18 protein-coding genes are annotated in these 22924 nt (G+C 69.9%); 10 read left to right on the top strand and 8 right to left on the bottom strand.

Annotation, left to right across the window (positions count from 1 at the left end):
• Window positions 1-52 precede the first annotated feature (52 nt).
• From CIW48_RS03095 to CIW48_RS03075, 5 genes are all read right to left on the bottom strand, one after another.
• Entirely contained in the window at window positions 53-1045 is a 993-nt protein-coding gene (locus tag CIW48_RS03095; RefSeq protein ID WP_149308953.1) for a hypothetical protein, read from the bottom strand.
• Window positions 1046-1650: 605 nt separating this feature from the next.
• Complete coding sequence (locus CIW48_RS03090; RefSeq protein WP_149308951.1) at window positions 1651-2988, bottom strand: LLM class flavin-dependent oxidoreductase; 1338 nt, start codon at window positions 2986-2988, stop codon at window positions 1651-1653.
• Between the two features lie 14 nt (window positions 2989-3002).
• A complete protein-coding gene (locus CIW48_RS03085; protein ID WP_149308949.1) occupies window positions 3003-4055 on the bottom strand; it encodes an LLM class flavin-dependent oxidoreductase in 1053 nt (350 codons plus the stop codon).
• Between the two features lie 4 nt (window positions 4056-4059).
• A complete protein-coding gene (locus CIW48_RS03080; protein WP_149308946.1) occupies window positions 4060-5049 on the bottom strand; it encodes an ABC transporter substrate-binding protein in 990 nt (329 codons plus the stop codon).
• A 111-nt stretch (window positions 5050-5160) separates the two neighbouring features.
• Window positions 5161-5622, bottom strand: coding sequence for a hypothetical protein (locus tag CIW48_RS03075; protein ID WP_149308944.1), 462 nt, complete (start codon window positions 5620-5622; stop codon window positions 5161-5163).
• Window positions 5623-5679: 57 nt separating this feature from the next.
• Between CIW48_RS03075 and CIW48_RS03070 the strand changes: the two genes are divergently transcribed.
• The 3 genes from CIW48_RS03070 to CIW48_RS03055 all read left to right on the top strand — a co-directional run bounded on the left by CIW48_RS03070 (window position 5680) and on the right by CIW48_RS03055 (window position 13240).
• Window positions 5680-6903, top strand: coding sequence for a monooxygenase (locus CIW48_RS03070; RefSeq protein ID WP_149308942.1), 1224 nt, complete (start codon window positions 5680-5682; stop codon window positions 6901-6903).
• 769 nt (window positions 6904-7672) lie between these two features.
• Window positions 7673-9361 carry an MCP four helix bundle domain-containing protein gene (locus tag CIW48_RS03060; protein ID WP_149308938.1) on the top strand — a complete coding sequence of 563 codons (1689 nt, stop codon included), beginning with the start codon at window positions 7673-7675 and terminating at the stop codon, window positions 9359-9361.
• Between the two features lie 435 nt (window positions 9362-9796).
• Window positions 9797-13240, top strand: coding sequence for an AsmA family protein (locus CIW48_RS03055; protein ID WP_149308936.1), 3444 nt, complete (start codon window positions 9797-9799; stop codon window positions 13238-13240).
• Between the two features lie 292 nt (window positions 13241-13532).
• Here the strand turns inward: CIW48_RS03055 and CIW48_RS03050 are convergent, their stop codons facing one another.
• Window positions 13533-15668, bottom strand: a complete 2136-nt coding sequence (locus CIW48_RS03050) for a S9 family peptidase (RefSeq protein WP_149308933.1) — start codon at window positions 15666-15668, stop codon at window positions 13533-13535.
• A 116-nt stretch (window positions 15669-15784) separates the two neighbouring features.
• On the opposite strand from CIW48_RS03050, the gene CIW48_RS03045 reads away from it, so the two are divergent.
• The 4 genes from CIW48_RS03045 (at window position 15785) to CIW48_RS03030 (ending at window position 18458) form a co-directional block, all read left to right on the top strand.
• A complete protein-coding gene (locus tag CIW48_RS03045) occupies window positions 15785-16144 on the top strand; it encodes a DUF3658 domain-containing protein (protein ID WP_149308931.1) in 360 nt (119 codons plus the stop codon).
• A gap of 188 nt (window positions 16145-16332) precedes the next feature.
• The gene (locus CIW48_RS03040) at window positions 16333-16611 is read left to right on the top strand and encodes a hypothetical protein (RefSeq protein WP_149308929.1); all 279 of its coding nucleotides are present in this window, start codon (window positions 16333-16335) and stop codon (window positions 16609-16611) included.
• 677 nt (window positions 16612-17288) lie between these two features.
• Window positions 17289-17522, top strand: a complete 234-nt coding sequence (locus CIW48_RS03035) for a hypothetical protein (protein ID WP_149308928.1) — start codon at window positions 17289-17291, stop codon at window positions 17520-17522.
• Between the two features lie 96 nt (window positions 17523-17618).
• A complete protein-coding gene (locus CIW48_RS03030; protein WP_173009163.1) occupies window positions 17619-18458 on the top strand; it encodes a DUF6456 domain-containing protein in 840 nt (279 codons plus the stop codon).
• Between the two features lie 6 nt (window positions 18459-18464).
• Here CIW48_RS03030 and CIW48_RS03025 read toward each other — a convergent pair whose 3' ends face one another.
• Window positions 18465-18893, bottom strand: a complete 429-nt coding sequence (locus tag CIW48_RS03025) for a SufE family protein (protein ID WP_091775199.1) — start codon at window positions 18891-18893, stop codon at window positions 18465-18467.
• An 80-nt stretch (window positions 18894-18973) separates the two neighbouring features.
• Window positions 18974-20065: a PAS domain S-box protein gene (locus CIW48_RS03020; RefSeq protein WP_173009162.1), complete on the bottom strand. Its 1092-nt coding sequence runs from the start codon at window positions 20063-20065 to the stop codon at window positions 18974-18976.
• A gap of 346 nt (window positions 20066-20411) precedes the next feature.
• Here CIW48_RS03020 and CIW48_RS33785 point away from each other — a divergent pair, with 346 nt between their 5' ends.
• The 3 genes from CIW48_RS33785 (at window position 20412) to CIW48_RS03005 (ending at window position 22841) form a co-directional block, all read left to right on the top strand.
• The gene (locus CIW48_RS33785) at window positions 20412-20795 is read left to right on the top strand and encodes a DUF3761 domain-containing protein (RefSeq protein ID WP_246695105.1); all 384 of its coding nucleotides are present in this window, start codon (window positions 20412-20414) and stop codon (window positions 20793-20795) included.
• A gap of 116 nt (window positions 20796-20911) precedes the next feature.
• Window positions 20912-21568 (top strand): hypothetical protein, encoded by a 657-nt coding sequence (locus CIW48_RS03010; protein ID WP_149308925.1) that lies wholly within the window; start codon window positions 20912-20914, stop codon window positions 21566-21568.
• A complete protein-coding gene (locus CIW48_RS03005; RefSeq protein ID WP_173009161.1) occupies window positions 21534-22841 on the top strand; it encodes a terminase family protein in 1308 nt (435 codons plus the stop codon). The genes CIW48_RS03010 and CIW48_RS03005 overlap by 35 nt, the downstream gene beginning before the upstream one ends.
• The last annotated feature ends 83 nt before the right edge of the window (window positions 22842-22924 follow it).

The following is a 22924-nucleotide window of genomic DNA, read 5'->3' as shown; positions in this document are numbered from 1 at the left end:
AAGAGGCCGGACAAACGCCTCAGGATCTCATCGGGATTTATCGTGCGTTCACTTATAAACTCAGATACGGCTTCGTTTTTGTGACGATCTTATCGACTGGTGATAAATTCTCGCGCCACAAAGCCGCGTCGCGTTGTGCCGTCGTCAGATCTGAAACCAGTTCTTTCATTCTATCGGTCGGAAAAGGCGGGTTTGGGCAAAAATACGGCGTCAGAGGCTTGTTCGCATAGTAGTTGAAAAACAACGCTCTCCGATTTCGCCCTGTGGCGGGCTTGCCTCTGTGGAAATATTTGGATGTATCGCAAAGTATCACACTCCCGAGGGGACCCGTAAAGGATGTGATTTCGAATTTGATCTTATCTTCATTCTGAAGGTCGATCAACTTTTGGTGCCTGAAACCTCGTAGCTTGTCAAAATCGGGGGAGGTGCGCTGTAAATGAAGGATTTCCAGCGGGCCGTCGTTTTCGCCGACATCATTGAGATAGACAGCAACCTTTATCATCGGGTGGTCTTCACTGTCTTTATGCCAAGTTCTTGCGCCTCGTTCCACGCCGTCGGCAACAGTGAAGAATATATCTACGCCTCCATAGCCAACGGGAAGCTGAAGATAATGTTCGATGATCCTCAGGAGTTTGATATCCAAACCGGCCCGAAAAACGGTTTCGAACTGACCCAGCAGGCGAGGTTCGGCGTCGAGAAGCTTTATGATGTTAATTGTTCTCCCAGTCTCAAGATAGGTCTTTTCCATAAAATCATAGATTTCGCCGGCGGCTATCCGAAATTTCTCCGATCTGAAGGCTTCGAAGAAATCGGAGTTGACTTTGCAAAATCCTCGCTCCTTCAAGGCGTGGGCGAGTGGAGTCTCTTCAGTCGTTAACGGCGTTAGATCTTGGCTGTGAGCGCGAATGGAATGAATTCGATTCTGCGTGATTTTCTTTCTGATCGGACCAATGGAATAGATTGCGTGGATAGTTTTAGACGGCCACTGTAAAATTCGATGGATAATTTTTTGTGTAATGACTATGATCTTGCGAATAACTTTCATGGAGCACCCAAGTTCCTGTATATCCGGGATCATGTATGAGTGCAGAGCCATCGCAAATTTCTTGCCACTGACAAATATCTATCATCTAGTCACGCCAAAATTCTATCTCGCTACGAATTGCTCATAGAATCTGAAGATATTTGAATTCGAACCCAAATTCAAGGCCGAACCAGTAGCTATGTATTAATTCTAGGTCTAGCCGGCGTGACCTCGGACATATCCCAAATGGATCAGAGCACGATCAATCTTCCGCGCTCTGGGGTAGGCTGCCCGAATAGTCAAACTCCATCTCCTGCGATCGGGCCGCCGCCCGAGCTGGTGAAGGGAACCGCGGTTCTTGGGCACGTCTTCCCGAGTACTGAGGGGCGTTCAGGGTCGAGAGCAGGCGGGACGGCGACGTCCGCTCGGATGCGTTCACCGCTCGGAAGCAGGCCGTCGAAGATTCACCCGACTGCGACGTCGGGGGCAAACGCATTCGCGTCGCCGGCCGCGGCCGGGAGCGGCCCGTCCGCATGTGAACAACGGTTGCTGTGATGCGGACAGGGCCGGTTCGTCCGACTCGCCCGTCGCGCGTTTCGATCCAGGCCTGTCAGCCACCCACCGGCTCAGGCGGAGAGCGAGGTTCCCCCGAGGGCGTAGCGGTTCGCCGGCCGCGGGAGGCCGAGATGGTCGCGCAGGGTCGCGCCCGCGTAGTCGCGCCTGAACAGGCCGCGCCGCTGCAGGAGCGGCACCACCGCGTCCACGAAGGTCTCAAGGCCGTCCGGCAACACGTCCGGCATCAGGTTGAAGCCGTCCGCGGCGCCGGCTCGGAACCACGCCTCGATGTCGTCGGCGATCGCCTCCGGGGTGCCCGCGACGATGCGGTGGCCGACGCCGCCGCCCAGCGCCCGCAGGAGCTGGCGCACCGTCAGCCCCTCGCGCCGGGCGAGCGCGACCGTGCCCAGGAACATCGTGTGGTTGGCATCCGGCGGCAGCGGCAGCGGGTCCGGCAGCGGCTTGTCGAGGTCCAGCTGCGCGGGATCGATCCGCAGCGTCCCGGCGAGCCGGGCGAGGCTGTACGACTCCGGCACGAGATCCCAGAGTTCGTCCTGGCGCCGCCGCGCCTCGGCCTCCGTGGAGCCGATCACGGTGGCGAGGCCGGGCAGGATGACCAGCGCGTCCGGCGCGCGCCCGTAGCGCGCCGCCCGTGCGCGCAGCTCCCGGGCGTAGGCCGCGCCGTCCTCGATGGTCTGAGCCAGGGAGAACACCGCCTCGGCGGTCGCGGCGGCGAGTTCGCGGCCATCCTCCGAGCCGCCGGCCTGGAAGGTCACCGGGTGTCCCTGCGGGCTGCGGGGCACCGTGAGCGGACCGGCAGCCGAGAAATGCGCGCCGCGGTGGTTCACCGCGTGAACCTTGCCGGTGTCGATGAAGCGGCCGCTCGCCTTGTCGCCGAGAACCGCGTCGTCCTCCCAGCTGTCCCAAAGGGCATGGACCAGCTCGGTGAATTCGCGCGCCCGGGCGTAGCGTGCGCCGTGCTCGGACGCGCCCGCGAAGCCGAAATTGCGGCCCGCGGCGGCGTCGGCCGTGGTCACCACGTTCCAGCCGGCCCGGCCGCGGCTCACGAGGTCGAGGCTCGCGAAGCGCCGGGCGAGGTTATAGGGCTCGTTGTAGGTCGTCGAGGCGGTGGCGACGAGGCCGACATGGCTGGTCGCCGCCGCGACGCTCGCCAGCACCACCGTGGGTTCGAGGGCATTGAACGGCCGGTCGTCGATCCGGTCGTTGATCGCCGGCGTGTCGGCCAGGAAGATCGCGTCGAGCTTGCCCCGCTCCGCGACGCGGGCGATGCGCACGAAGTGGTCGATGTCCATGAAGGCGTCCGGACGGCTGTCCGGCAGCCGCCACGCGGACGGGTAGACGCCGGAATGCAGCAGGTTGACGTTGAGGTGCAGCGTGCGGGCGCGCATCGAGGGTCTCCGGGTCAGCGGACGCGGGGCAGGACCTGCTCGGCGAAGCGGTGCATCTCCGCCTCGAATGGCTGGAACTGCAGCATGAACAGGTCGATTCCGGCCGCGTGGAACGCCCGGATCCGCTCCGCCACGGTGGCGTAGCTGCCCACCAGCCCGGCGGCGGTGCCGCCGTTGGTCCCGACCTGGCGGGAGGCGGCCGCGTCGGTCTTGGCGAACATCACGCTCGCCTCGTCGGTGCGGGCGCGGGTCTCGGCGCGCAAGCCCGCGTCGCGCCGGGCCAGGGCGAGGAGCCGCGCGTGCTCGTCTTCCGCCTCCGCGTCGGTCGCCCGGGCGATCACGAAGGCCGAGAGGCCGTAGCGCAGCGGGCCGTTGGCCGCGGGCCGCCGGGCGACGTCGGCGATCAGGGACGCGACGTCGGCCAGCGGCTGGCCGTTGATGAACCAGACATCCGCGTGGTCGGCGGCCAGCGCCCGGGCGGGCTCCGACTCGCCGCCGAGATAGATGGTCGGCCGCGGCCGGAAGGTGCCGGCGGGGCGCAGCTGATAGTCCTCCACCCGGAACTGCGCGCCCGCGAACGTGACGCGCTCGCCCCGCATCAGCCGGTCCACGAGGCCGATCCACTCGCGGCCGTAGGCGTAGCGGTCGTCATGCGCGGGGAATGGCAGGCCGGCCCGCTCGAACTCGGCCCGGTTCCAGGCATTCACGAGGTTCAGCGCGAAGCGGCCGCCGCTGATATGCTCGATCTGGAGCGCCATCTTGGCGAGCACCACGGGGTGGTAGAGACCCGGCTTGATCGCCGCGATGATCTCGATGCGCCGGGTGAGGGCCGCGAGCGCCGCCGCGGACGTCCAGGCCTCGAGCTGGTCGCGCTCCCCGTCGTAGGGGTTCATCGTGTGCTGGGCGACCAGCACGGAATCGAAGCCCAGGGCCTCCGCCTCCAGGACCAGGGCGCGGTTGCGGTCCCAACTGGCATCGTCCGGCTCGTCGGGGTCGTGGTGGGACGCCCGGGAGCCATGCACGGCCGCCCAGATGCCGAAGCGGGGCGTATCGGTCGATCCGGCCATCGCCTCAGCCCCGGCCCACGGGCGCCTGCCAGATCGGCACGTCCGTGGCGTCGATCCGGCGGGGGATGAGCTTGGCCTCGTAGAACACGTCGGCGATGGCCTGCTGCTCGCCGAGCTGAGCGCGGTCCACGGGCTCGACCGCGTAGGTGCGGCGGCTGTTGGCGGCGGCCACCACGGAAGTCGGGAGGTCGCCCCAGATCGGGGCCAGCAGCGCCACGGCCTCCTGCGGGTTCGCCCGCATCCAGGCGCCGGCCTCGACCAGCGCCCGGTAGATCGTGGCGACGACCTCGGGCTGCGCGGCGACGAAGCTGTCGTTGACGAGATAGTAGCGGTGATAGCTCGTCAGGCCGGTGGCGTCGGCGACGACCCGCACCGGCCGCTTGGCCTGCGCGAAGGCGAGGAACGGGTCCCAGATCGACCACGCATCGAGGCTGCCCTGCTCGAACGCCGCCGCGCCCTCCGGCGCCTGAAGGTATGCCGGCTTGATGTCGGCAAAGCTCAGGCCCGCCCGCTTCAGCGCGGCGGCCAGCACGTAGTGGCTGCCCGAACCCCGCGACACGCCCACCGTGCGGCCCTTGAGATCCGCCACCGTGCGGATCGGCGAGTCCGCGGGCACGATGATCGCCTCGGCGGACGGCGCGCCGCGCTCGCGGGCGTAGAAGGTCAGCGGCGCCTTGGCCGATTGCGTGAAGATCGGCACCGCGTCGGCGACGTCGGCGTGGATGTCGACGGCGCCCGCCGTCATCGGCTCGATCACGCTGGTGAACAGGTGCCAGCTCGGGGTGAAGCCGAGGGGCGCGAGGCGCTCGGCCAGCGTCCCCTTCACCTTCAGCACGGTGAACAGCACCGAGGAGCGCTGCATGCTGATCTTCACCTCGCGAGGCGCCGCGCGCACCGCCGGAGCCCCGAGCGCCAGGGCAGCCGCTCCGCCGAGCCCGCCGCGCAGCAGCGTGCGGCGGGAGGGGCCGAACCGGCCCGTCGTGTCGTCGGTCATCGAGCGCTCGCGGATCATGGATCTTTCGGGACGGGCGGTCGGAGGCGCGGCGACGGCACCGGGCCGGCGCAGCGCAACCGGCTTTATTGAAGACTTGCGTCGCGATCGGGATCAATGAAACAGTATTTTGATCTCGGTGCGTAATGTAGAAGTAGATCCTTCGTTCAGCCACAGCGGCAGCGATGCTGTTCCTGTGTCGGATGCGATGAATCCGAACGGGCGGCATCCTGGCGGCCTGACGGATGCCGGTTCCGGCTGATCGCCTCGGCAGCATCGTGCTTGCGCGCCGCGAAGCAATCCAGCTGCGCCACGCTTGTCGAGGTCGCGTCCCCGGTTCACCTCGCTTAGCTCGTGACGACCGAGCGATTCACGAAGGCTTCCGCCGGGATCCTTATGCGGTTCTTGACCGCTGCCGAAGCCTGGAACAGCCCCGCCGGCAGTACCGCACGCGGTAGAGGGATCTTTCCCGAACATCCGGCCGGTTAGAGAAATGTAATTCCGCTGCCGGTTCTGGGAAACGACCTTTCCAAAGCGTCGAAGGATCATCGCTCCTCTCTTGAGATCGAAGGCCAATTCCGCGATTTCTCGGGCGCCCATCCGGGTCGGGTTTGGAATCGGGAAATCGAAGCCATGTCGCAGACGGAAGCGGGCTGGGGCGCGGGTCCGAGCGCGCGTTACGAGACGCTGGCCGACCGGTTCCGACCGGTCTTCGCCGAGATCCGCGCCACCGCGGTGGACCGGGACCGCACCCGCGGCCTGCCCCATGCCGAGATCGGCTGGCTGCGGGAGGCGAAGTTCACCACCCTGCGGCTCGCACCCGAGGAGGGCGGCCACGGCGCCAGTCTGCCCGAGCTGTTCGCGCTCCTGATCGAGCTGTCCCAGGCGGATTCGAACGTCACCAATGCGCTGCGGGCGCATTTCGGCTTCACCGAGGACGCGCTCTGCGCCGCCTCCGCCGAGTGGCGTGCCGCCTGGATCGCCCGGATCGGCGCCGGTCAGACCATCGGCAGCGGGGTCTCGGAGACCGGCCCGGCCAAGGTCGGCGCGTTCGACACGGTGGTCCGGCGCCGGGATGACGGATTCGTGGTCGACGGCCGGAAGTTCTACACCACGGGCTCGCTGTTTGCGGATTACATCCACCTCTCGGCGGAGGACGAGACGGGCGGCGCCGTGACCGCGGCGGTGCCGGTCCGGGCGCCGGGGGTGACCATCGTCGACGATTGGGACGGGTTCGGGCAGGGGCTGACGGCCAGCGGCACCGCGACCTTCGAGGGGGTCGCGCTCGATCCGGACCTGATCAAGCCCGATCCGGCCCGCTTCCCCTACGCGATGGCGTTCTTCCAGCTGGTGCATCTGGCGACGCTCGCCGGCATCGGCCGGGCGGCGGCCGAGGACGTGGCGCGGCTCGTGGCCGAGCGCACCCGGGTCTACAGCCACGGCAATGCCGGGCGCACCGCGGAAGATCCGCAGATCCAGGCGGTGGTGGGCCGCGTCCGCGCCAACGCCTACGCGGCCGGGGCCGTGGTGCTGAAGAGCGCCGAGGCGCTAGAGCGCGCCTACGCGGCGCATCAGGCCGGGGACGGGCCCGCGGCGGACCAGGCGACCACGCTCGCCGATGTCGAGGTCAACCAGGCAGTGAGCGTGGTCACCGACCTCGTGCTGCAGGCGACGACGACGCTGTTCGACGCGCTCGGCGCCTCGGCGGTGAAGGCTGGCCTCGGCCTCGATCGCTACTGGCGCAACGCCCGCACCATTGCGTCCCACAACCCGCGGATCTACCGGGACCGCATCGTCGGGGCCTTCGCGATCACCGGCGCCACGCCCCCGCGGCAGTACCGCGTCGGATCGGCCTGAGGCGCCGGTGCCGCGCCGCCGCGACCGCCTGCGCCTCGGCATTGATGTGGCTTTTGCCGTTCTTTCGGCGTGGCGGTTTGCGTGATCGCTCGTCCAGCCGACGAGCCCCCGGAGCATTCGGTACCGGCCCAGCGTATCGTTGGCCGGTCGTGCTTTTGCTCATCCAAGGCGAAGAATCGTGACTGGTGGCGGCCGGGATCCGTGCGTTCATTCTCCTGCGACGATGAATCCCCGTTCGCATACGACCCATGCCGGCCGCGGGCCATCCTCGATCAAAGGGCCGTGAAGCTGGCGCTACAGGGGGCTCTGAAAGTTCGCATGCAGCCCCTCGCGGACCGGTGCCGAGCGTCAGCGTGCGGACACTCAACAATGGGCTCGATCCGCTTCTGAAAGCGTTGCATCCCCGGCACCAACCCTTGTCCGCCGCGGTCTGTGCGTACACGGCCCGCCGTCAGAGCTTCGCCGAGCTCTCGGGGGCGTGTGCCCTTCGCCTTTCGCTCAGCCAGGATGGAAGGTCCTCGGCCACCCCCCACGCCTGCGTCCTCGGCCGTCGCGAGCGGCTCACCGCGCTCGCCGCGTCCGTGTTGTTCCTATCCGGTGCCCTGCCTCAAGCCTGGGCACCGGGCTGATTTATCGATCAATCTCCACAATCCCGAGGCCAATAGCTACCTTCACGCTATATTAAGCCTCCGATTAACCATTTTCGTGCAGGTCTCGCTGCCGGCAGCCTCATGAATGTTCCGCTGAATGGCTGCCTTCGAGGTCCGTCGTGCAGCTTCACTCTCTGTCCATACGCAGCAAGCTGATTGCTGCCTTCGCAGTGCTCCTACTGTTTCTCGGCGGCCTGAGCATGATCGGGCTTCGAAGCGCATCAACGCTCAACGGCCTGCTGATCGATGTCGAGACGAATTGGCTTCCCAGCGTGCGCGCCGCGAGCCAAATCGATTCTCTGACAGGTCGCTACACAACCAGCCTGCTCCGCCATATCCTGACGGAAGAACCTCAGATGCTGGCGAGTGTCGATAACGATCTCGTCGACCGTGCGAAGAAAATTGAAGCGGCGTCCAAATTCTATGAGGGGCTGATCAGCTCTCCTGAAGAGCGCGCGCTCTACGAGTCGTTCAATCGGGAATGGCGCGCACTTGCGACTGCTGTCGAGCCGATCCTGGTGCTATCCCGCAAGGGTGAGAAGGCGCAGGCCCTCAGCCTCTACGAAGCCAAGGTGGTGACGCCGCGTCGAAGCGCTTCGGTCGCGCTCGACAAGATCATCAAGCTCAACCAGGACGGCGCCGAGAAGGCCGCGCGCGACAGTCAAGCGACATACGCTCAGACGCAGTCCGTGCTCATCGGCGCTGGTCTTGTCGCCGTATTACTTGCAATTGTGCTGGCCGCCTCGATTATCCTGAGCATCTCGCGCGGCATCAACTCTGTCGTGGAACCGATGCAGGCGCTGGCCAACGGCGACCTCGCCGTCACCATCCCCAATCAGGGCCAGAAGACGGAGATCGGAGCGATCGCGAACGCCGTGCAGGTGTTCAAGAACGGTCTGGTTCGCATGAAGGCGCTGGAAGACGAGACCGCACAAGCGCGACTGGCAGCCGAGGAGCAGCGGAAGGCCGGCATGCGGCAGATGGCCGACGGGTTCGAGGCCGCGGTCGGCGGCATCATCGGCATGGTTTCGTCGTCGGCGACCGAGCTGCAGGCCACCGCCCAGACCATGACGGCCACGGCGACTGAAACCGCCAGCCAGTCGACCACTGTGGCTGCTGCGGCCGAGGAGGCCGCGTCCAACGTGAACACCGTCGCGGCGGCAGCGGAGGAACTGGGCTCGTCGGTTCAAGAGATCGGCCGCCAAGTCGCGGGCTCGGCCGAACTGGCCCAGCGTGCCGTGCACGAGGCCGACCAGACCGGCACCTTGGTGCAGGAGCTGAGCGTGGCCGTGTCCCGGATCGGCGACGTCGTCGGGCTGATCTCGAACATTGCCGGCCAGACCAACCTGCTGGCGCTCAATGCCACCATCGAGGCGGCCCGGGCCGGTGCGGCCGGCAAGGGTTTCGCGGTCGTCGCCTCCGAGGTGAAGGCGCTGGCCGAGCAGACCGCGAAGGCGACGAATGAGATCTCTGCGCAGATTGCGCAGATCCAGGCCTCGACGGGCCAGGCAGTGACATCGATCAGCGGCATCACGGGCCGGATCCGCGAGATCAGCGGAGTCGCGACGTCGATCGCGGCTGCCGTCGAAGAGCAGGGCGCGGCCACCCAGGAGATCGTCCGCAACGTCGCTCAGGCAGCCATGGGCACCGGCGAGGTGACGAGCAACATCTCCGGTGTGGCTGGCGCGGCCGAGGAGACAGGCGCCGCGGCCAGCCAAGTGCTGGGCGCGGCCTCCGAGCTGTCGCGTCAGTCCGAGCATCTGACGGCTGAGGTCGGGCGCTTCTTGGCCACGGTGCGAGCTGCCTGACCTCGGGTCGGCGGCCCGCAGCACGCGCGACCGCGCTCGATTGCACGCGAACGTCCGCTTCCCGCTTGACCAGGCGCGGAAGCGGACGGGCAGACAACCATCCTCCGCGGCCCTCCGCAGTCCCGCGTGGGTTCGGAAACCCACCCGGGCTCGCCCACCGCCTTCGCGCATGCGCCCGAGCAGGTTCGCGCATGCGCCCGAGCAGGGAGGCCGGTGCAAACGCGATCCGTTCCGGGACCGGTGGAGCGGAGCGCAACGGATCCGAACCCGGCACGGAGCGCGCGGCAAAGCGCGGTCCTCAGGCCCGAGGTTCAACGCTGGCGCCCTCGGCACCGTATCGTGCTATGGCCCTGGCGACTGACTCGCGGGGGCACGCGGGGCACGGCGGCACGGTGATGGCGCGGCCTCGCGGAGAGATGGTGCGGAACAGGACCATTGCGTGATCTTCTGACCGCGCTGGCGTGCGCCGTCATCCTGGTTCTCGTGGCGGCGCTCGCCGTTCCGCCCTTCGTCGATTGGCAGGCCCATCGCGCGCTCGTCGACCGGGCGCTCGCCCGGTCCCTCGGCGTGCCCGTCCGGACCGACGGACGGATCGAGGTCCGCCTGCTGCCCTCGCCGCGGCTGCGCGTCGACCGTCTGCATCTCGGCAGCGATCCCGAGCGCCCGAGCCTGGACGCCCGGTTCGTCAAGGCTGAGATCGCCCTCGCGCCGCTCCTGAAGGGCGAGGTCCGCTTCACCGAGACCCGGATCGGCCGGGCCGAGATCAAGCTGCCCGTCGCCGGCCCCGACGCCCTCAAGCTGCCGCCCGATTTCGGCGGCGCCCTGCGCGACCGCGATCTCGCCATCGAGAACCTGCAGATCCAGCAGTTCCTCATCACCACGCAGGTCCCCGCCACCGGGCGGACCGACCAGCTCTACGTCCAGGACCTGCGCCTGCAGGCCCCGGCCCTGGTGGGGCCCTGGCGGATCGAGGGGACGAGCGGCGGTATCCCGTTCCGGGCGGTCAGCGGCACACCCGGACCGGACGGGCGGCTCGCCGCCAAGATCTCGGGCGGCGGCGACGCGTCGCCGCGCTTCGAGGCGGATGCCCGGTTCGGCTTCGTGCCGGCCGAATCCGGCGGCGGTTCCCTCGTCGAGGCCGAGGGCTCCGCGCGGCTCGTCGTCGGGCCGCCGACCCAGGCCGCCGGCGCCTACCTGCCGTTCTCGCTGGCCGGCACCTTCAAGGCCCGGGGCACACAGGTGCGGTTCGAGGGCGTCGACCTCGCCGTCGATCCGGGCGGCCGGGCCCTGCGGCTCGGCGGCACCGGCCGGCTCGACCTGCGCCAGTGGCGCGGCGGCCTGACCCTCGAGGCCCGCCGCCTCGACCTCGACGCCTTCCTGGCCTCGGCGGAGGGGCAGTCCCTGATCGCCCGCGGCCTGCCGCGCACGGCCGGCAGCCTGCCGGCGATGCTTGACCTCGACCTCACGGTTGGCAGCACCGTGCTCGGCGGCGAGGAATGGTCGAACCTCGCCCTCACCGGCACCCTGGAGCGGGCCGGCGGCCTGCTGCTGCGCCGCTTCGCGGTGGCCGGCCCGGCCGATTCGACCGTCACGGCGAGCGGGCAGGTCGAGACGGCGCCGTTGCGCTTCACCGGCCCTGTGGCGCTCGCCGCCCCGGATTCGGAGGCCCTCGGCCGCTACCTGCGCCGTCTCGGCGCCGAGGGGCCGCTCGTCGCGCTCCTCGACGGGCGGACGATCGAGGCCGCCGCCGACCTGTCGGCCGCCACCACCGGACTGTCCCTGCGCAACATGCGCCTCGGCCTCGGGCCGGCGCGGATCACCGGCAATGCCCGCTACACCGCCGCCGAGGGCAATGAGCGCGGCCGGTTCGAGGCCCAGATCCGCGCCGGCGGCCTCGACATTGCCGGCCTGCCGCCTCTCGGGACGGCGCTCGGCACCCTGCGCGACACCGACCTCGCCCTCACGCTGGAGGCGAAGGATGTCCGGTTCGGCGCCACGGGCTCCGGCTCCGGCACGATCGCGGCGCGGATCCAGTCGGACGGCGCCGGCCTCACGGTCGACAGCCTCGACGTCACCGACCTCGCCGGGGCCAGCGCCCGGCTGTCCGGCCAGATCGGCGCGGACGGGACCGGCCGCGTCTCCGGGCGCCTGAAGGCGCCGGCGGCGGCGCCGCTGCTCGGCCTGCTCGAACGGGTCTGGCTGGGCGAGATCCGCCTGCTGCCGCCCTTCCTGCGCGAAGCGCCCCTGGACCTCGCCGTCACCCTCGACCGGGAGGGCGGCGCGGCCGCGGCTTTGCGCACCCAGGCCCGGGGCGGCGCCGGCGGCGGTACCCTCGACCTGACCCTGGCGAGCCGCGGCACGCGGATCGAGGGCGGCACCGCCACGCTCGCCGCGCCCCGGGCGGGGACGTGGTTCGGCCGCACCGACATCGCCGGCCTGCAGCAGCCCGCCGACCTGCGCCTGACCGCCGAGCGGCCGGACGGCCAGGCCCTCGCGCTGACGGCCAACGGCACGGTCGCGGGCCTGCGGCTCGCCACGGTCCGCCCGATCCTGGTCGGTGCCGATTCCCTCCCCAGCGGCGGCGAGATCCGCGCCGACACGGCGGATCTGGCGCCGTTTCTGACGCTGGCCGGTGCCGCGACCCTGGCCCCCGGCGCATGGCCGGCCGAGCTGACCGTCACGCTGTCGCGCCAGCAGGGCGAGGCCGCCGCCGCGCTCGCCGGCACGGTCGCGGGCGCGGGGGTGAACGGGACGCTGCTGCGGGCGGCGGGCGGCGCGCTGCACGGCCGCCTCGCCCTCGACCGCCTGTCGATCCCGCAGCTCGCCGCCGCCCTGGTGATCCCGCCGGGCGCCAACGGCACGTTCGGGCCGCCGGTCGCCCATCCGGCCCTGTCCCTCGACGCGCGGGTCGCCAAGCTGGATCTCGGCCGCGGCCTCGTCGCCACCGACGCGACCGTGGCCCTCGGCCTCGCCGATGCGAGCCTGACCCTGCGCGACCTGACCGGCAAGCTCGCCGGGGGGCGGCTCGCGGCCTCGGTGACGATCGCACGGCTCGGGAGCGGCGCCTCGGTCTCCGGCTCGGGCAGCCTCGACGGCGCGGCGATCCCGGCCCTGGCCGGCGGCCCGATCGGCGGCCGCCTGAGCGCCGACCTGCGCTTCGCCGCCACGGCCGAGACCCTGCCGGGCCTCGCCGACAGCCTCTCGGGCAGCGGGTCGCTCACGCTCGCGGATCTGAGCCTGCCGGAGGCCGATCCGGCGGCTCTGGGCCACGCGCTCGCCCGCGCGATCGAGATGGACGACCCGCTGCGCGAGGGGCGGCTCCAGGCCCTGGTCACCGAGGAACTCGGCCGGGGCGGCGCGCAGGCGCGGGGATCCGCCCGGGCCGCCGCCACCATCGTGGGCGGCGTGCTGCGGGCCGGTCCGTTCGACCTCGATTTCGGTCCCGCCCGCTGGGCCGGCACCGTCGGCTATGATCTGCGCGCCGGCCGCCTCGACGCCCGCGGCGCGCTTGCCGGCGGCCCGGTGCCCCGGGGCTGGAATGCCGGGCCGCCGGCGATCCAGTTCGGCCTGACCGGGCCCCTCGGCGGGCCCGGGCGCGTGCTCGATGTCGGCGCCCTGTCGAACGGCCTCGCCGCCTTCGTGCTTCAGCGCGAGCTGGAGACGATCGAGCTGACCGAGGCCGATCAGGTGGAGCGGCAGCGCCGCCGCGCCCGGATCGAGATGGACCGGGCGCGCGCCGCGGCCCTCAAGGCGGCGGCCGAGAAGGCCGCCGCGGACAAGGCCGCCGCGGACAAGGCCGCCGAGGAGGCGGCGAAGCGGAGCCGCAATCCGGAGGAGGGTATCGCCCAACCGTCGGCGCCCGCCGAGGTCAGGCCGTGAGCCCAGCCCCATCCGGCTTGTGCTGACCGCGACCGCATCCTGACAACGCTGGTGGCGCTGCGATCCGCGCCAGAGGCCGTGGGGCTCCCATCACCGCCCTCATCCTGAGGGGCCGGTGCGGGGCGGAGGCCTCGCAGGACTCCTCCCGCCGGCCGTGCGATTCCCGGAGCCCTCCTGCGAGGCCCGCCGGCACGGGCACCTCAGGATCAGGAGGCGGAGTGGGACCTGCCCCGATGAGCGCTTCCGGCGCAGCGCCCCATCGCGGGCCCTGCGCTCGCATGGGTGGCCGCGCTCAGGCCTTTCCCACCGCCATGAGCGCGAAGGCGTAGATCAGCGCCACCTCCTCGAGCCGGTCGAACCGGCCGGCGGCGCCGCCATGGCCGGCCTCCATGTTGATCCGCAGCAGCACCGGCCCGCCGCCCGTCATGGTGGCGCGCAGCCGCGCGACCCACTTGGCCGGCTCCCAGTAGGTCACCCGCGGATCGGTGAGCCCGCCGAGCGCCAGAATCGCCGGGTACTCCTTGGCGGCGACGTTGTCGTAGGGCGAGTACGACAGGATCGTCCGGAAGGCGGCCTCGCTCTCGCCCGGGTTGCCCCATTCGGGCCATTCCGGCGGCGTCAGGGGCAGATCCGCGTCGAGCATGGTGTTGAGCACGTCGACGAAGGGCACGTCGGCGACGATGCCGGCGAACAGCTCCGGCGCGAGGTTGGCCACCGCCCCCATCAGCATCCCGCCCGCCGATCCGCCATGGGCGACGATGCGCTTCTCGGCGGTGTAGCGCGCTTCGATCAGAGCCCGGGCGCAGGCGATGAAGTCGGTGAAGGTGTTGGGCTTCTTCTCGCGCTTGCCGTCGAGGTACCAGCGCCAGCCCTTCTCGGTGCCGCCGCGGATATGCGCGATGGCGTAGACGAAGCCGCGGTCGACGAGGCTCAGCAGGTTCGTGCGGAACGCCGCCGGCATCAGCGTGCCGTAGGAGCCGTAGCCGTAGAGCAGCAGCGGCGCGCTGCCGTCGAGGGCCAGATCCCGCCGGTGCAGCAGCGAGATCGGCACCTGCTCGCCATCGGGCGCCGTGGCGAAGAGCCGCCGGGTGACGTAGGCGGCCGGATCGTGCCCGCTCGGCACCGCCTGCCGCTTGCGCAGGGTCCGTGTCCGGCTCCCGCACGCGTAGTCCCAGGTCTCCGACGGGGTCGTCATCGACGAGTAGACGAAGCGGATGGTCGCCGTCTCGAAGGCGAGGCCGGCCCGCAGGCCGAGGGAATAGGCCTCCTCGGCGAAGGCGACGCTGTGCTCGGTGCCGTCGGCGAGGTCGCGCACGACGATCCGCGGCTTGGCGTTCTCGATCTCAAGCCGGACCAGGTGGCCGGCGAGGAGGTGCAGGTGGCGGATCATCACCCCGGCCCGGTGCGGGACGAGGTCGGTCCAATTGGCGCGGCCCGGATCGTCCAGCGGCGCGGTGACGATCTTGAAGTCCTCGGCGCCGTCCGCGTTGGTGCGGATGAACAGCCGGTCGCCCCGATGCTCCACTCCGTAGATCAGCAGCGGCGTGCGCGGCTCGACGAGGCGCAAGGGGGCGGCCTCCGCGTGCCGGTCGAGCAGCCGGACCTCGGAGGTCTCGTGGTCGCTCACCGTCACGTCGAGGAACGCGCCGGACTGGGTCTTGCCGATATGGACGAAGTAGCCGGCATCGGCTTCCGTGAAGACGGTCTCGTCCTCGCTCTGCCCGGTGCCGACGCGATGACGCATCACCTTGGCGGGCCGGTGGTTGGCGTCCACCGCCACGTACCAGAAGCTCGCGCCGTCGGCGGCCCAGACCGCCTCGCCGGAGGTCGCCTCGACCCGGTCGTCGAGATCGAGGCCAGTGGCGACGTCGCGCACCCGGATCGTGTAGAGTTCCGAGCCCTTGGTGTCGACGCTCCAGGCGAGCCGGGCGTGGTCGTCGGAATGCACCGCCGCGGCGATCTCGAAGAACGGCAGGCCCTCGCCCTCGCGGTCGCCGTCGATGAGGATCGTCTCGTCCGGGTCCGGTCCCGAGTCGGGCACGCCGGGGGAGGTGGCCGGTCGCCGGCAGATCAGCGGGTGCTGTCCGCCCTCGCGGTGGCGCGTGTAGTAGGCGAAGGGCCCGTCCGGCTCGGGGACGCCGCTCTCGTCCTCCTGGATCCGCCCGCGCATCTCGGCGACGAGCTGCCGCCGCAGCGCCGCGCTCCCGGCGAGCGCCTGTTCGGCGAAGGCGTTCTCGGCCTTCAGATAGGTGGCGATGTCGTCGGGCAGCGCGGACGGGTCCTTCAGGACCGTCTGCCAGTTCTCGGCCTTCAGCCAGGCATAATCGTCGGTGATCTCCTGTCCGTGGACGCTGAAGCGTCGCGGCCGGGCCTCCGCGACCGGCGCGCCGGTCCGGTGAGCGAGCAAGCCGTGGCCGATCTCCGTCATGGTCTCTCCCGTCGGGTCCCGTCACGTTGGGGTGAGGGGGTGTGTCCCGCCCGGCGCCGGGATGCAAGGCGCCCGAGGCCCAGGGATGGGGCGAGAGCGGTGTGTCGCGGGACGGAATGGCGCTGCGTTTTCGGAAGAGGCGTCGTTCCGGGCATCGCGGGCGCGCCCGGAATGGTCGGGTTCCGGACGCGGTCAGCGCGATCGTGCGCGCTGCGACGAGGAAGTGGCGGACGGTCGCCCTGATCGTCGCCACGGTCATTCTGGATCGACGACATCAGAGCATAGACGTCAGCGCGCTCGCCGAGCGCGTGAACGTGCTCGTGGCTGCGGGCCGGCTGGACGCGCAGGGCGACTTGGATCGGATTCGCCATAGCGCGGTGCGATTGCCGGCGCAGTCGCGACCCGGGACGGACATGCAGGACGCCGTGCTGGCGCTCGACGAACATGAAAGAAGCGGGCTTGAGGCTGCGCCTTGATCGCTCAGTCGTGGACGGACCGAAATCCGACCTGGCCAGCCGATGTGTCCCCGATGCATGGCCGTCCGAACCTATGTCGTTGTCGGCTTTCGCCAGGCACGCCAGCCTGATCCCATCGCTGAAAATCTGATCCGGGCGTCAGCGACCGGAAGATGTGTTTGCGCCGTCGTCGAAAAGTGGAGTGCGGGATGCCTCGTTACTTCTTCGACATCTGTTATGGATCGACCTTCGCGCGCGATCCAACCGGGTCGGAGTGCGACGGGATGGTGGCGGTGCGTGACGAAGCCGTGCGTGCGCTCCCCGCGATCGCGCGTGACGAGATCCCGAGAGGCGGAGACCGGCAAGCCTTCACCGTGCTTGTCCGCGATGAGAACGACATCACCGTCTACACGGCGACACTGATGTTCACAGGGCTGTGGATCGGCGATAGTCCGCTGCCGGAACCTGAGGAAGAGCCTCTCGGCTGAGGGTCTCGCTGCCCACCCTGCGCGGGCATTCGGCTCGCGACCTCGGGGCACCTGTCCAGTTCCGGCTCGACCGCAACGGAGATTGCCGGCTCCGCCCGAATCGACAGCGCCAGACGCAGCGCAGCCAAGAGTGCTGGCCGATAAAATTGGGGCCCACCCATGATCGCGCGGCGGAATCCTTCGGGATAGCGTTCGTTCCCGATTGAATCGGTGATCTGCGGCTTCGTTAGACCGGACGCAATCCAAGCTCGCGCGAGCACGATGACACTTGCCGCCTTCATGCGTGTCCGGTGGATGATGCTCGTCTGTGCCTGTGCGGTCACGATTTACCGAAAATCTTGTGTTTTTTCATGTAATACGATCGTCTTTTAGTCCGGATTGGCGCGCAGCAATGACGATCCCGATTCGCTAGCCGCGTTTGGCCGCGATAATTTGACGAAACATCCGCTGCCGGACATTTCCCGGCCTGACGCCTTGGTTCTGTGAAAGGCCTCGTCCGCTTCGACGGAGGATGACGCCAAACCTGGCGGCGCCAGGCTGCGTTCGCGTTTCGCGGCCGGCTGGCCTGTTGCGTCTCGGTGAGACGAGGTTCGGCCGGGAGCCGGTTCCGACCTTGGGCGTTGAAAGGTGGGCCGTGGCGTCGAACACGGTCGCCGGTTCGACTCCGAGGTACCGACATGGTCGCGATCCCCAATCCGCAACCGGGTGCGCAGGACGATCACCCCGAGGCGGAGCTGGAGCAGGTGAACGACGTCCTCGCCGCCTGGGCGGCGCGCTCCGCCACCGAAAGCACCGCGCTGATCGATCGGTTCGAGGCGATGGGCTACGAGGTCCGGGGCAAGTCCGAGACCGAAATCGCCGACATCCTGCACAGGCCGCCGACACGCGGCGCGCGTAAGACAGCAACTTGATAGCTGTGGGTTGTAGGTAAAAAAGCCTTGACGTTCTAATTTTTCCTGAGACATTGGGGGTTCAACACTTCCGTCATAACGCATGCGGAACAAAACATGAACAAATCATTCGGAAGCGGGCGCCCTGCACCGTCCCGTCGGGACGCCGCGCCGGGCGACATGCCGGTGGAGGCGTCCCGCCTGCTGGTGCGGCTCGGCGAACCGGGAGCCTATGCGCGGCCCGACCCGCTGGTGGAGGATGCGCTGGTGACCCGGCGCGGCGGCGACGGGATCTCGGTCGGGAGTGGGCGCTTCGCGGCCGCGTCCGGCCGGGCCCTGGCAGCAGCCGATCTGGCGACCTGGAATGAAAACGGCACGCGGCTCACGATCAGCGAGGCCGGGCGGGCGCGCCTGCGCCGTCTGGCGATGCCGGGCGATCTGGCCTTCGCCGCCCAGCATCACGACCTCGCCGTCGTGGAAGGCGGCGCGGGGCCGACCTTCCGCAATGCCGCCGAGAATCCCCTGGCCTGGATGGTGCGCCGTCGCGACCGGCACGGCGCGCCGCTCATCGACGCGGCCTCGTTCGAGGCCGGGGAGCGGCTGCGGCGGGACATGACCACCGCCGCTCTGCTGCCGCGGATGGGCTCGGATTTCGGGGCGCCCCGGGTCGATGGCGGCGGCCCGCGCGATCCCGCCTGTGCGGCCGACCACGTGATCGCGGCCCGCCAGCGGGTGCGCGGCGCCCTCGAGGCGGTCGGAAGCGACCTGTCGGGCCTGCTGATCGACCTCTGCGGCTTCCTGAAAGGTCTGGAGCGGATCGAGGCCGAGCGGCGCTGGCCGGCCCGCTCCGCCAAGGTCGTGGCCCGGATCGCGCTGGGGCGGCTAGCCGAGCATTACGGTCTGGAGCGGGAGGCCACCGGCCCGGATCGGGGGCGCCTGCGGTTGTGGCGGGGCTGAGGCCGCTCAGGCCTGCGCGGCAAGCCGGACCGCATCGTGGTGGATGCGCTCGGCCATCGCCCGCACGCCGTTGGAGCGCTTCGAGGTCACGTGGGCGCCGAAGCGGAGCTGCCGGAACAGGTCGAGGCCGTCGGTGTCGGCGGCTTCCCGGGGCGTCTTGCCGGTGTAGAGCGCCACCATCAGTGCCACGAAACCGCGGACGATGAACGAATCGCTGAAGCCATGCAGGACGAGGCGCGGCGTTCCCTCCGAGAGCTCCGCCTTCGTATCGATCCAGACCTGGCTCTCGCAGCCATGGACCCGGTTCGCCTCGGTCCGCTCCGCTTCGGGCATCGGCGGCAGGGCGCGGCCGAGCTCGATGAGGTACTCGAGCCGCATGTCGTCGTCTTCGACGATCTCGAAATTCTCGATGATGGTGTCGATCGGAGGAAGCATGCTCGGCCGGGTCCGGAAGGGTCTGCGCCGCTATAGGCCCGCCGCGCCGTCGTGGCGACGGGCTTCGGCGACGCGGGCGTTCATTGCGCGGCCGGCCGGGCCGTCGGCAGGGTCAGCCGCAGGGGATCGCTCGGGCTGGCATCCCCCGTGACGGCGATCTCGGCCTGGGCCGCGTAGGCCGCGATGAGGCGCGGGCCGAGGTTCGGGACGTTCGGCCGGCCGGAGGCGGCCATCTCGCTCACGCCGGAGACGATCGACAGCCGCGACGGCAGGCCGGCCTCGATGTCGATGGCAATGGAGCAGGCGACGTGCTCGGCCGTGGCGTCGAGGCACTCCGCCACGATCTCCGCGACGATCATCCCCAGGGCGTTGGCGGTGCGCGGCTCCACGAGGCCGTTCCCGGTTCCGCCGACCTGGACGCTGATCCGCCCGGCACGCCGGAGCTGCCCGAGCCCGGAGGCGAGGCGATGCAGGTAATCCTTGAGGTCGATCGAGGCGATGTGCGGCGCCTCGTGCAGGTGCTGCTGCACCAGCGCGATCGCCCGCACCCGCTGGCCCAGGGCCTCGAAGCTGCCGCGGCAGGCATCGGGCGCCGCCCGGCCGTAGAGGCCGATCAGGCTGACCATCACCTGCAGGTTGTTGCGGACGCGGTGGTAGACCTCGGCCAGCAGCGCTTCCTTCTCGGCCAGCGCGTGCTCGATATGCTCCTCGGCGTGCTTGCGGTCGGTGATGTCGAAGCAGGAACCGAGATAGCCCTGGAACCGGCCGTCCTCCACGAGGGGGCGGGCCGTGTCGAGGAGCCAGCGGTACTCGCCGTCGTGGCGCCGCAGCCGGAACTCGACGGTGAACGGCGCCCGCGTCTCGAAGGCATCCGCGACGATCTTGGCGTGGCGGTCGAAATCCTCGGGATGCAGGCCGCTGCGCCAGCCCTGCCCGAGTTCCTCCTCCAGGGGGCGCCCGGTGAATTTCAGCCAGCACTCGTTGTGGTGGATCGCGTGGCCGGCCTCGTCCGAGCGCCACATCATGAGGGGCACGACGTCGGCGAAGCGCTTGAAGCTGTCGCTCAGGGCAGCGGCTTCCGCTGTTCCCTGGGCCGGACCCCGACCAGTTTCCCCCGCAAGGCCGTCGCCCAGCGGCTCTGCCGCACCGGACCCTGGTGGCTCACCGACCATTCTGTACCCGATTCACTCTGACGAACTGCGTGAAAGGCATTGCCTGCGTGCGGATGGCGCCGGTCAACGTGCCGACCGGACGGCCGTTCCGATCCCGGGCCGCCTTCAGAACTGCCATTCACCATGAGGATAGCGGCGATACCTTTCGAGCCCGTTCCGCTGCCCGCCGCGCTGGGGGCCCGCGGCGGGGATCCGCGGCCGCCGCGCCCGGTCCGGCGCCCCGGCCGGACGACCGGACCGCGACCCACCGTGACAACCTGAAACGTCTCCCGGGATAACCGCAGATTGTTCGTGACGCCTCGCCTTGGTTGTGTCTGATGGCATATGACACAACCTTGAGGGTACCGTGCTGCCTGTCCCGATCGCGACCGTTCCCACCCTCCGCAAAGGGGCTCTCGCGAATGCCAGCGCGCGGTGCCGCGGCGCGGCGGGCCCGTCGCCCTCGGTTCGGGGCCTTGGCCGATGGTTCGCGCTCGCCGGCCTGATCCTCCTCGGCCTGTCGGGCAGCGCGCTGGCCCGGCCCTTCGCAGAGCCCGACGACCGGAATCTCGACCGGCACGGCCATTACCGCAGCCGGGACGGGTCCGAGGTCCATCAGCCGGCCAAAAGCCGCGACGGCACGAAGCCCGGGAGCGCCACGGCCAAATGCCGGGACGGGACATGGAGCTTCAGCCACACGCATCGCGGCACCTGTTCCCGCCATCGCGGCGTGGCGCATTGGGAAGGCTAAGCCTCCCGTCTCTGCCTAAAATCCTAAAAGCGCTCCCAAATAGGAAAAGACGCTTGACACCGTCCCGCTGCTGGGGTATCAACCCTGCACGGTCGAGACGTGTGCGGAGAGCGGCGATGCCACGAGGCAGGGCCCACCCGGCCGAGCGGCGGGCGGAGGCGCTCCGGCTCCTCGCCGAGACCGACTTCCCGGTCGACGTGATCGGGGCCCGCCTGGACATCAACCCGCGCACGATCCTGTCCTGGAACGTCCGGGCCGGCTGGATCAGGCCGCCGCGGCGGCGGTGGCTCGCGACGAAGCTCTGGCCGGCGGAGCGCCGGGCGGCGCTGGTCCGGCTGCTCTGCGCGCCCGGGAACGATCCCGGCGACGTCACCGCAATTCTGGGCCTCGGGCGGCTCACGCCGGAGATGATGGTCGCGGCCTTCGGGACCGCCCTGCGGCTCCCGCCGACGGTGTTGGTGCGGCCGGATCGCGGGGCGGCGACCGACCCGACGACCCTGCGGACGCATCTGCGCGCCCACATCATCAGGCAGATCGCCGCCTTCGATGCCGCGCTGAGCGGGGCGGAGCCGGCAGCGCGCGACTCCGCCCGGGTCCTGCGCGATCTCGGCGGCCTGAAGCGGCTCCTCGACACGGTCGAGGCGGACGGCGCGCGGAGCGCCGCGGGGGAGGGCGGCGATGGCAGCGAATCCGACCAGCCCGACCTGCCCGCCCTGCGCGCGGAGATCGCGCGCCGCTATGCTGGCTTTGTCGACCGCCGGCCAACTGCCTGACTTCCTCGAGACCCTGCCGTCGGACCTTCTCGTGGCGCTTGCGGGCGACTGGCTGCACCAAGCGCGGCCCGACCAGCTGCCGCCGCCCGATCCGGAGCCCTGGACCACCTGGGCGGTGATCGGCGGCCGCGGCAGCGGCAAGACCCGAACCGGAGCCGAATGGGTCGACGCCCTCGCCCGGGGCGATCCCGCCTTCACGGCGGCACCGGTCGGGCGGATCGCCCTGGTGGGCGAGACGCATCTCGACGTGCGCGACGTGATGGTCGAGGGGCCCTCGGGTCTGCTCGGCCTGCCGGCGCGGGGGCGGGCCCGGCCCACCTGGTCGCCGAGCCGCCGCCGGGTCGAGTGGAGCAACGGCGCCGTCGCGCTCGCCTTCTCGGCGGAGGAGCCCGACGCGCTGCGCGGCCCGCAATTCGGCGCCGCGTGGTGCGACGAGGCCGCCAAGTGGCGCCGCCCGGACGCCACCTTCGACATGCTGCAATTCGGCCTGCGCCTCGGCGCCCGGCCGCGCAACCTCGTGACGACGACGCCCCGGCCGGTGCCGCTGATCCGGCGCCTGCTCGCCGATCCGCGCACGGTGGTCAGCCGCGCCCGGACCCACGACAACGCCGCGCATCTCGCGCCGGATTTCCTGGAGCAGGTGGTCGGGCGCTACGCCGGCACCCGGCTCGGACGCCAGGAACTCGACGGCGAACTGATCGCCGACCGGGACGACGCCCTGTGGGCCCGCGCCGCCCTGGAGGCGGGCCGGGTCGCGGGCGCGCCCGATCTCGGCCGGATCGTCGTGGCGGTGGATCCCCCGGCCGCCTCGGGCGCGCGCTCGGATGCCTGCGGGATCGTGGCGGCCGGGCGTGCGGGCGGCCACGCCTACGTGCTCGCCGATGCAAGCCTCGCCCGCGCCACCCCGCAGGCCTGGGCCGGCACGGCGCTGGCGCTCTACCACCGGCTCCAGGCCGATGCCCTCGTGGTCGAGGTCAACCAGGGCGGCGAGATGGCCGCCGCCGTGCTGGGCCAGTGCGATCCCGCCGTTCCGGTGACCCGGGTCCACGCCACGCGGGGCAAGTATCTGCGCGCCGAGCCGGTCTCGCTGCTCTACGCCCGCGGGCTGGTCCACCATGTCGGGACGTTCCCGGCGCTGGAAGACGAGCTGTGCGATTTCGGGCCGGACGGCCTGTCCGGCGGGGCCTCGCCCGACCGGCTCGACGCCCTGGTCTGGGCGCTCACGCACCTGATGCTGGAAACCCGGGCTGAGCCGCGGATCCGGCGGCTATGATCAGGGAGCCAAAACAATACGGCGCGCTTCTGCAAGAAGCGCGCCGGAGTCGGTTCGTGGTCTCTGGAACGAACTGCATCCTG

The organism is Methylobacterium sp. P1-11, assembly GCF_008329595.1.
GTDB lineage: Bacteria > Pseudomonadota > Alphaproteobacteria > Rhizobiales > Beijerinckiaceae > Methylobacterium.
The sequence above is the reverse complement of the archived record's forward strand: the minus strand, read 5'-3'. Positions and strand labels throughout refer to the sequence as shown.

What these genes read in the sequence shown, in the direction of transcription:
- CIW48_RS03010 (WP_149308925.1), top strand. Translation starts at nt 20,912, where the DNA reads ATGCCACGAGGCAGGGCCCACCCGGCCGAGCGGCGGGCGGAGGCGCTC.
- CIW48_RS03035 (WP_149308928.1), top strand. Translation starts at nt 17,289, where the DNA reads ATGGTCGCGATCCCCAATCCGCAACCGGGTGCGCAGGACGATCACCCC.
- CIW48_RS03045 (WP_149308931.1), top strand. Translation starts at nt 15,785, where the DNA reads ATGGCGCTGCGTTTTCGGAAGAGGCGTCGTTCCGGGCATCGCGGGCGC.
- CIW48_RS03030 (WP_173009163.1), top strand. Translation starts at nt 17,619, where the DNA reads ATGAACAAATCATTCGGAAGCGGGCGCCCTGCACCGTCCCGTCGGGAC.
- CIW48_RS03090 (WP_149308951.1), bottom strand. Translation starts at nt 2,988, where the DNA reads ATGCGCGCCCGCACGCTGCACCTCAACGTCAACCTGCTGCATTCCGGC.
- CIW48_RS03085 (WP_149308949.1), bottom strand. Translation starts at nt 4,055, where the DNA reads ATGGCCGGATCGACCGATACGCCCCGCTTCGGCATCTGGGCGGCCGTG.
- CIW48_RS03095 (WP_149308953.1), bottom strand. Translation starts at nt 1,045, where the DNA reads ATGAAAGTTATTCGCAAGATCATAGTCATTACACAAAAAATTATCCAT.
- CIW48_RS03005 (WP_173009161.1), top strand. Translation starts at nt 21,534, where the DNA reads ATGCTGGCTTTGTCGACCGCCGGCCAACTGCCTGACTTCCTCGAGACC.
- CIW48_RS03080 (WP_149308946.1), bottom strand. Translation starts at nt 5,049, where the DNA reads ATGACCGACGACACGACGGGCCGGTTCGGCCCCTCCCGCCGCACGCTG.
- CIW48_RS03025 (WP_091775199.1), bottom strand. Translation starts at nt 18,893, where the DNA reads ATGCTTCCTCCGATCGACACCATCATCGAGAATTTCGAGATCGTCGAA.
- CIW48_RS03070 (WP_149308942.1), top strand. Translation starts at nt 5,680, where the DNA reads ATGTCGCAGACGGAAGCGGGCTGGGGCGCGGGTCCGAGCGCGCGTTAC.
- CIW48_RS03040 (WP_149308929.1), top strand. Translation starts at nt 16,333, where the DNA reads ATGCCTCGTTACTTCTTCGACATCTGTTATGGATCGACCTTCGCGCGC.
- CIW48_RS03050 (WP_149308933.1), bottom strand. Translation starts at nt 15,668, where the DNA reads ATGACGGAGATCGGCCACGGCTTGCTCGCTCACCGGACCGGCGCGCCG.
- CIW48_RS03020 (WP_173009162.1), bottom strand. Translation starts at nt 20,065, where the DNA reads ATGGTCGGTGAGCCACCAGGGTCCGGTGCGGCAGAGCCGCTGGGCGAC.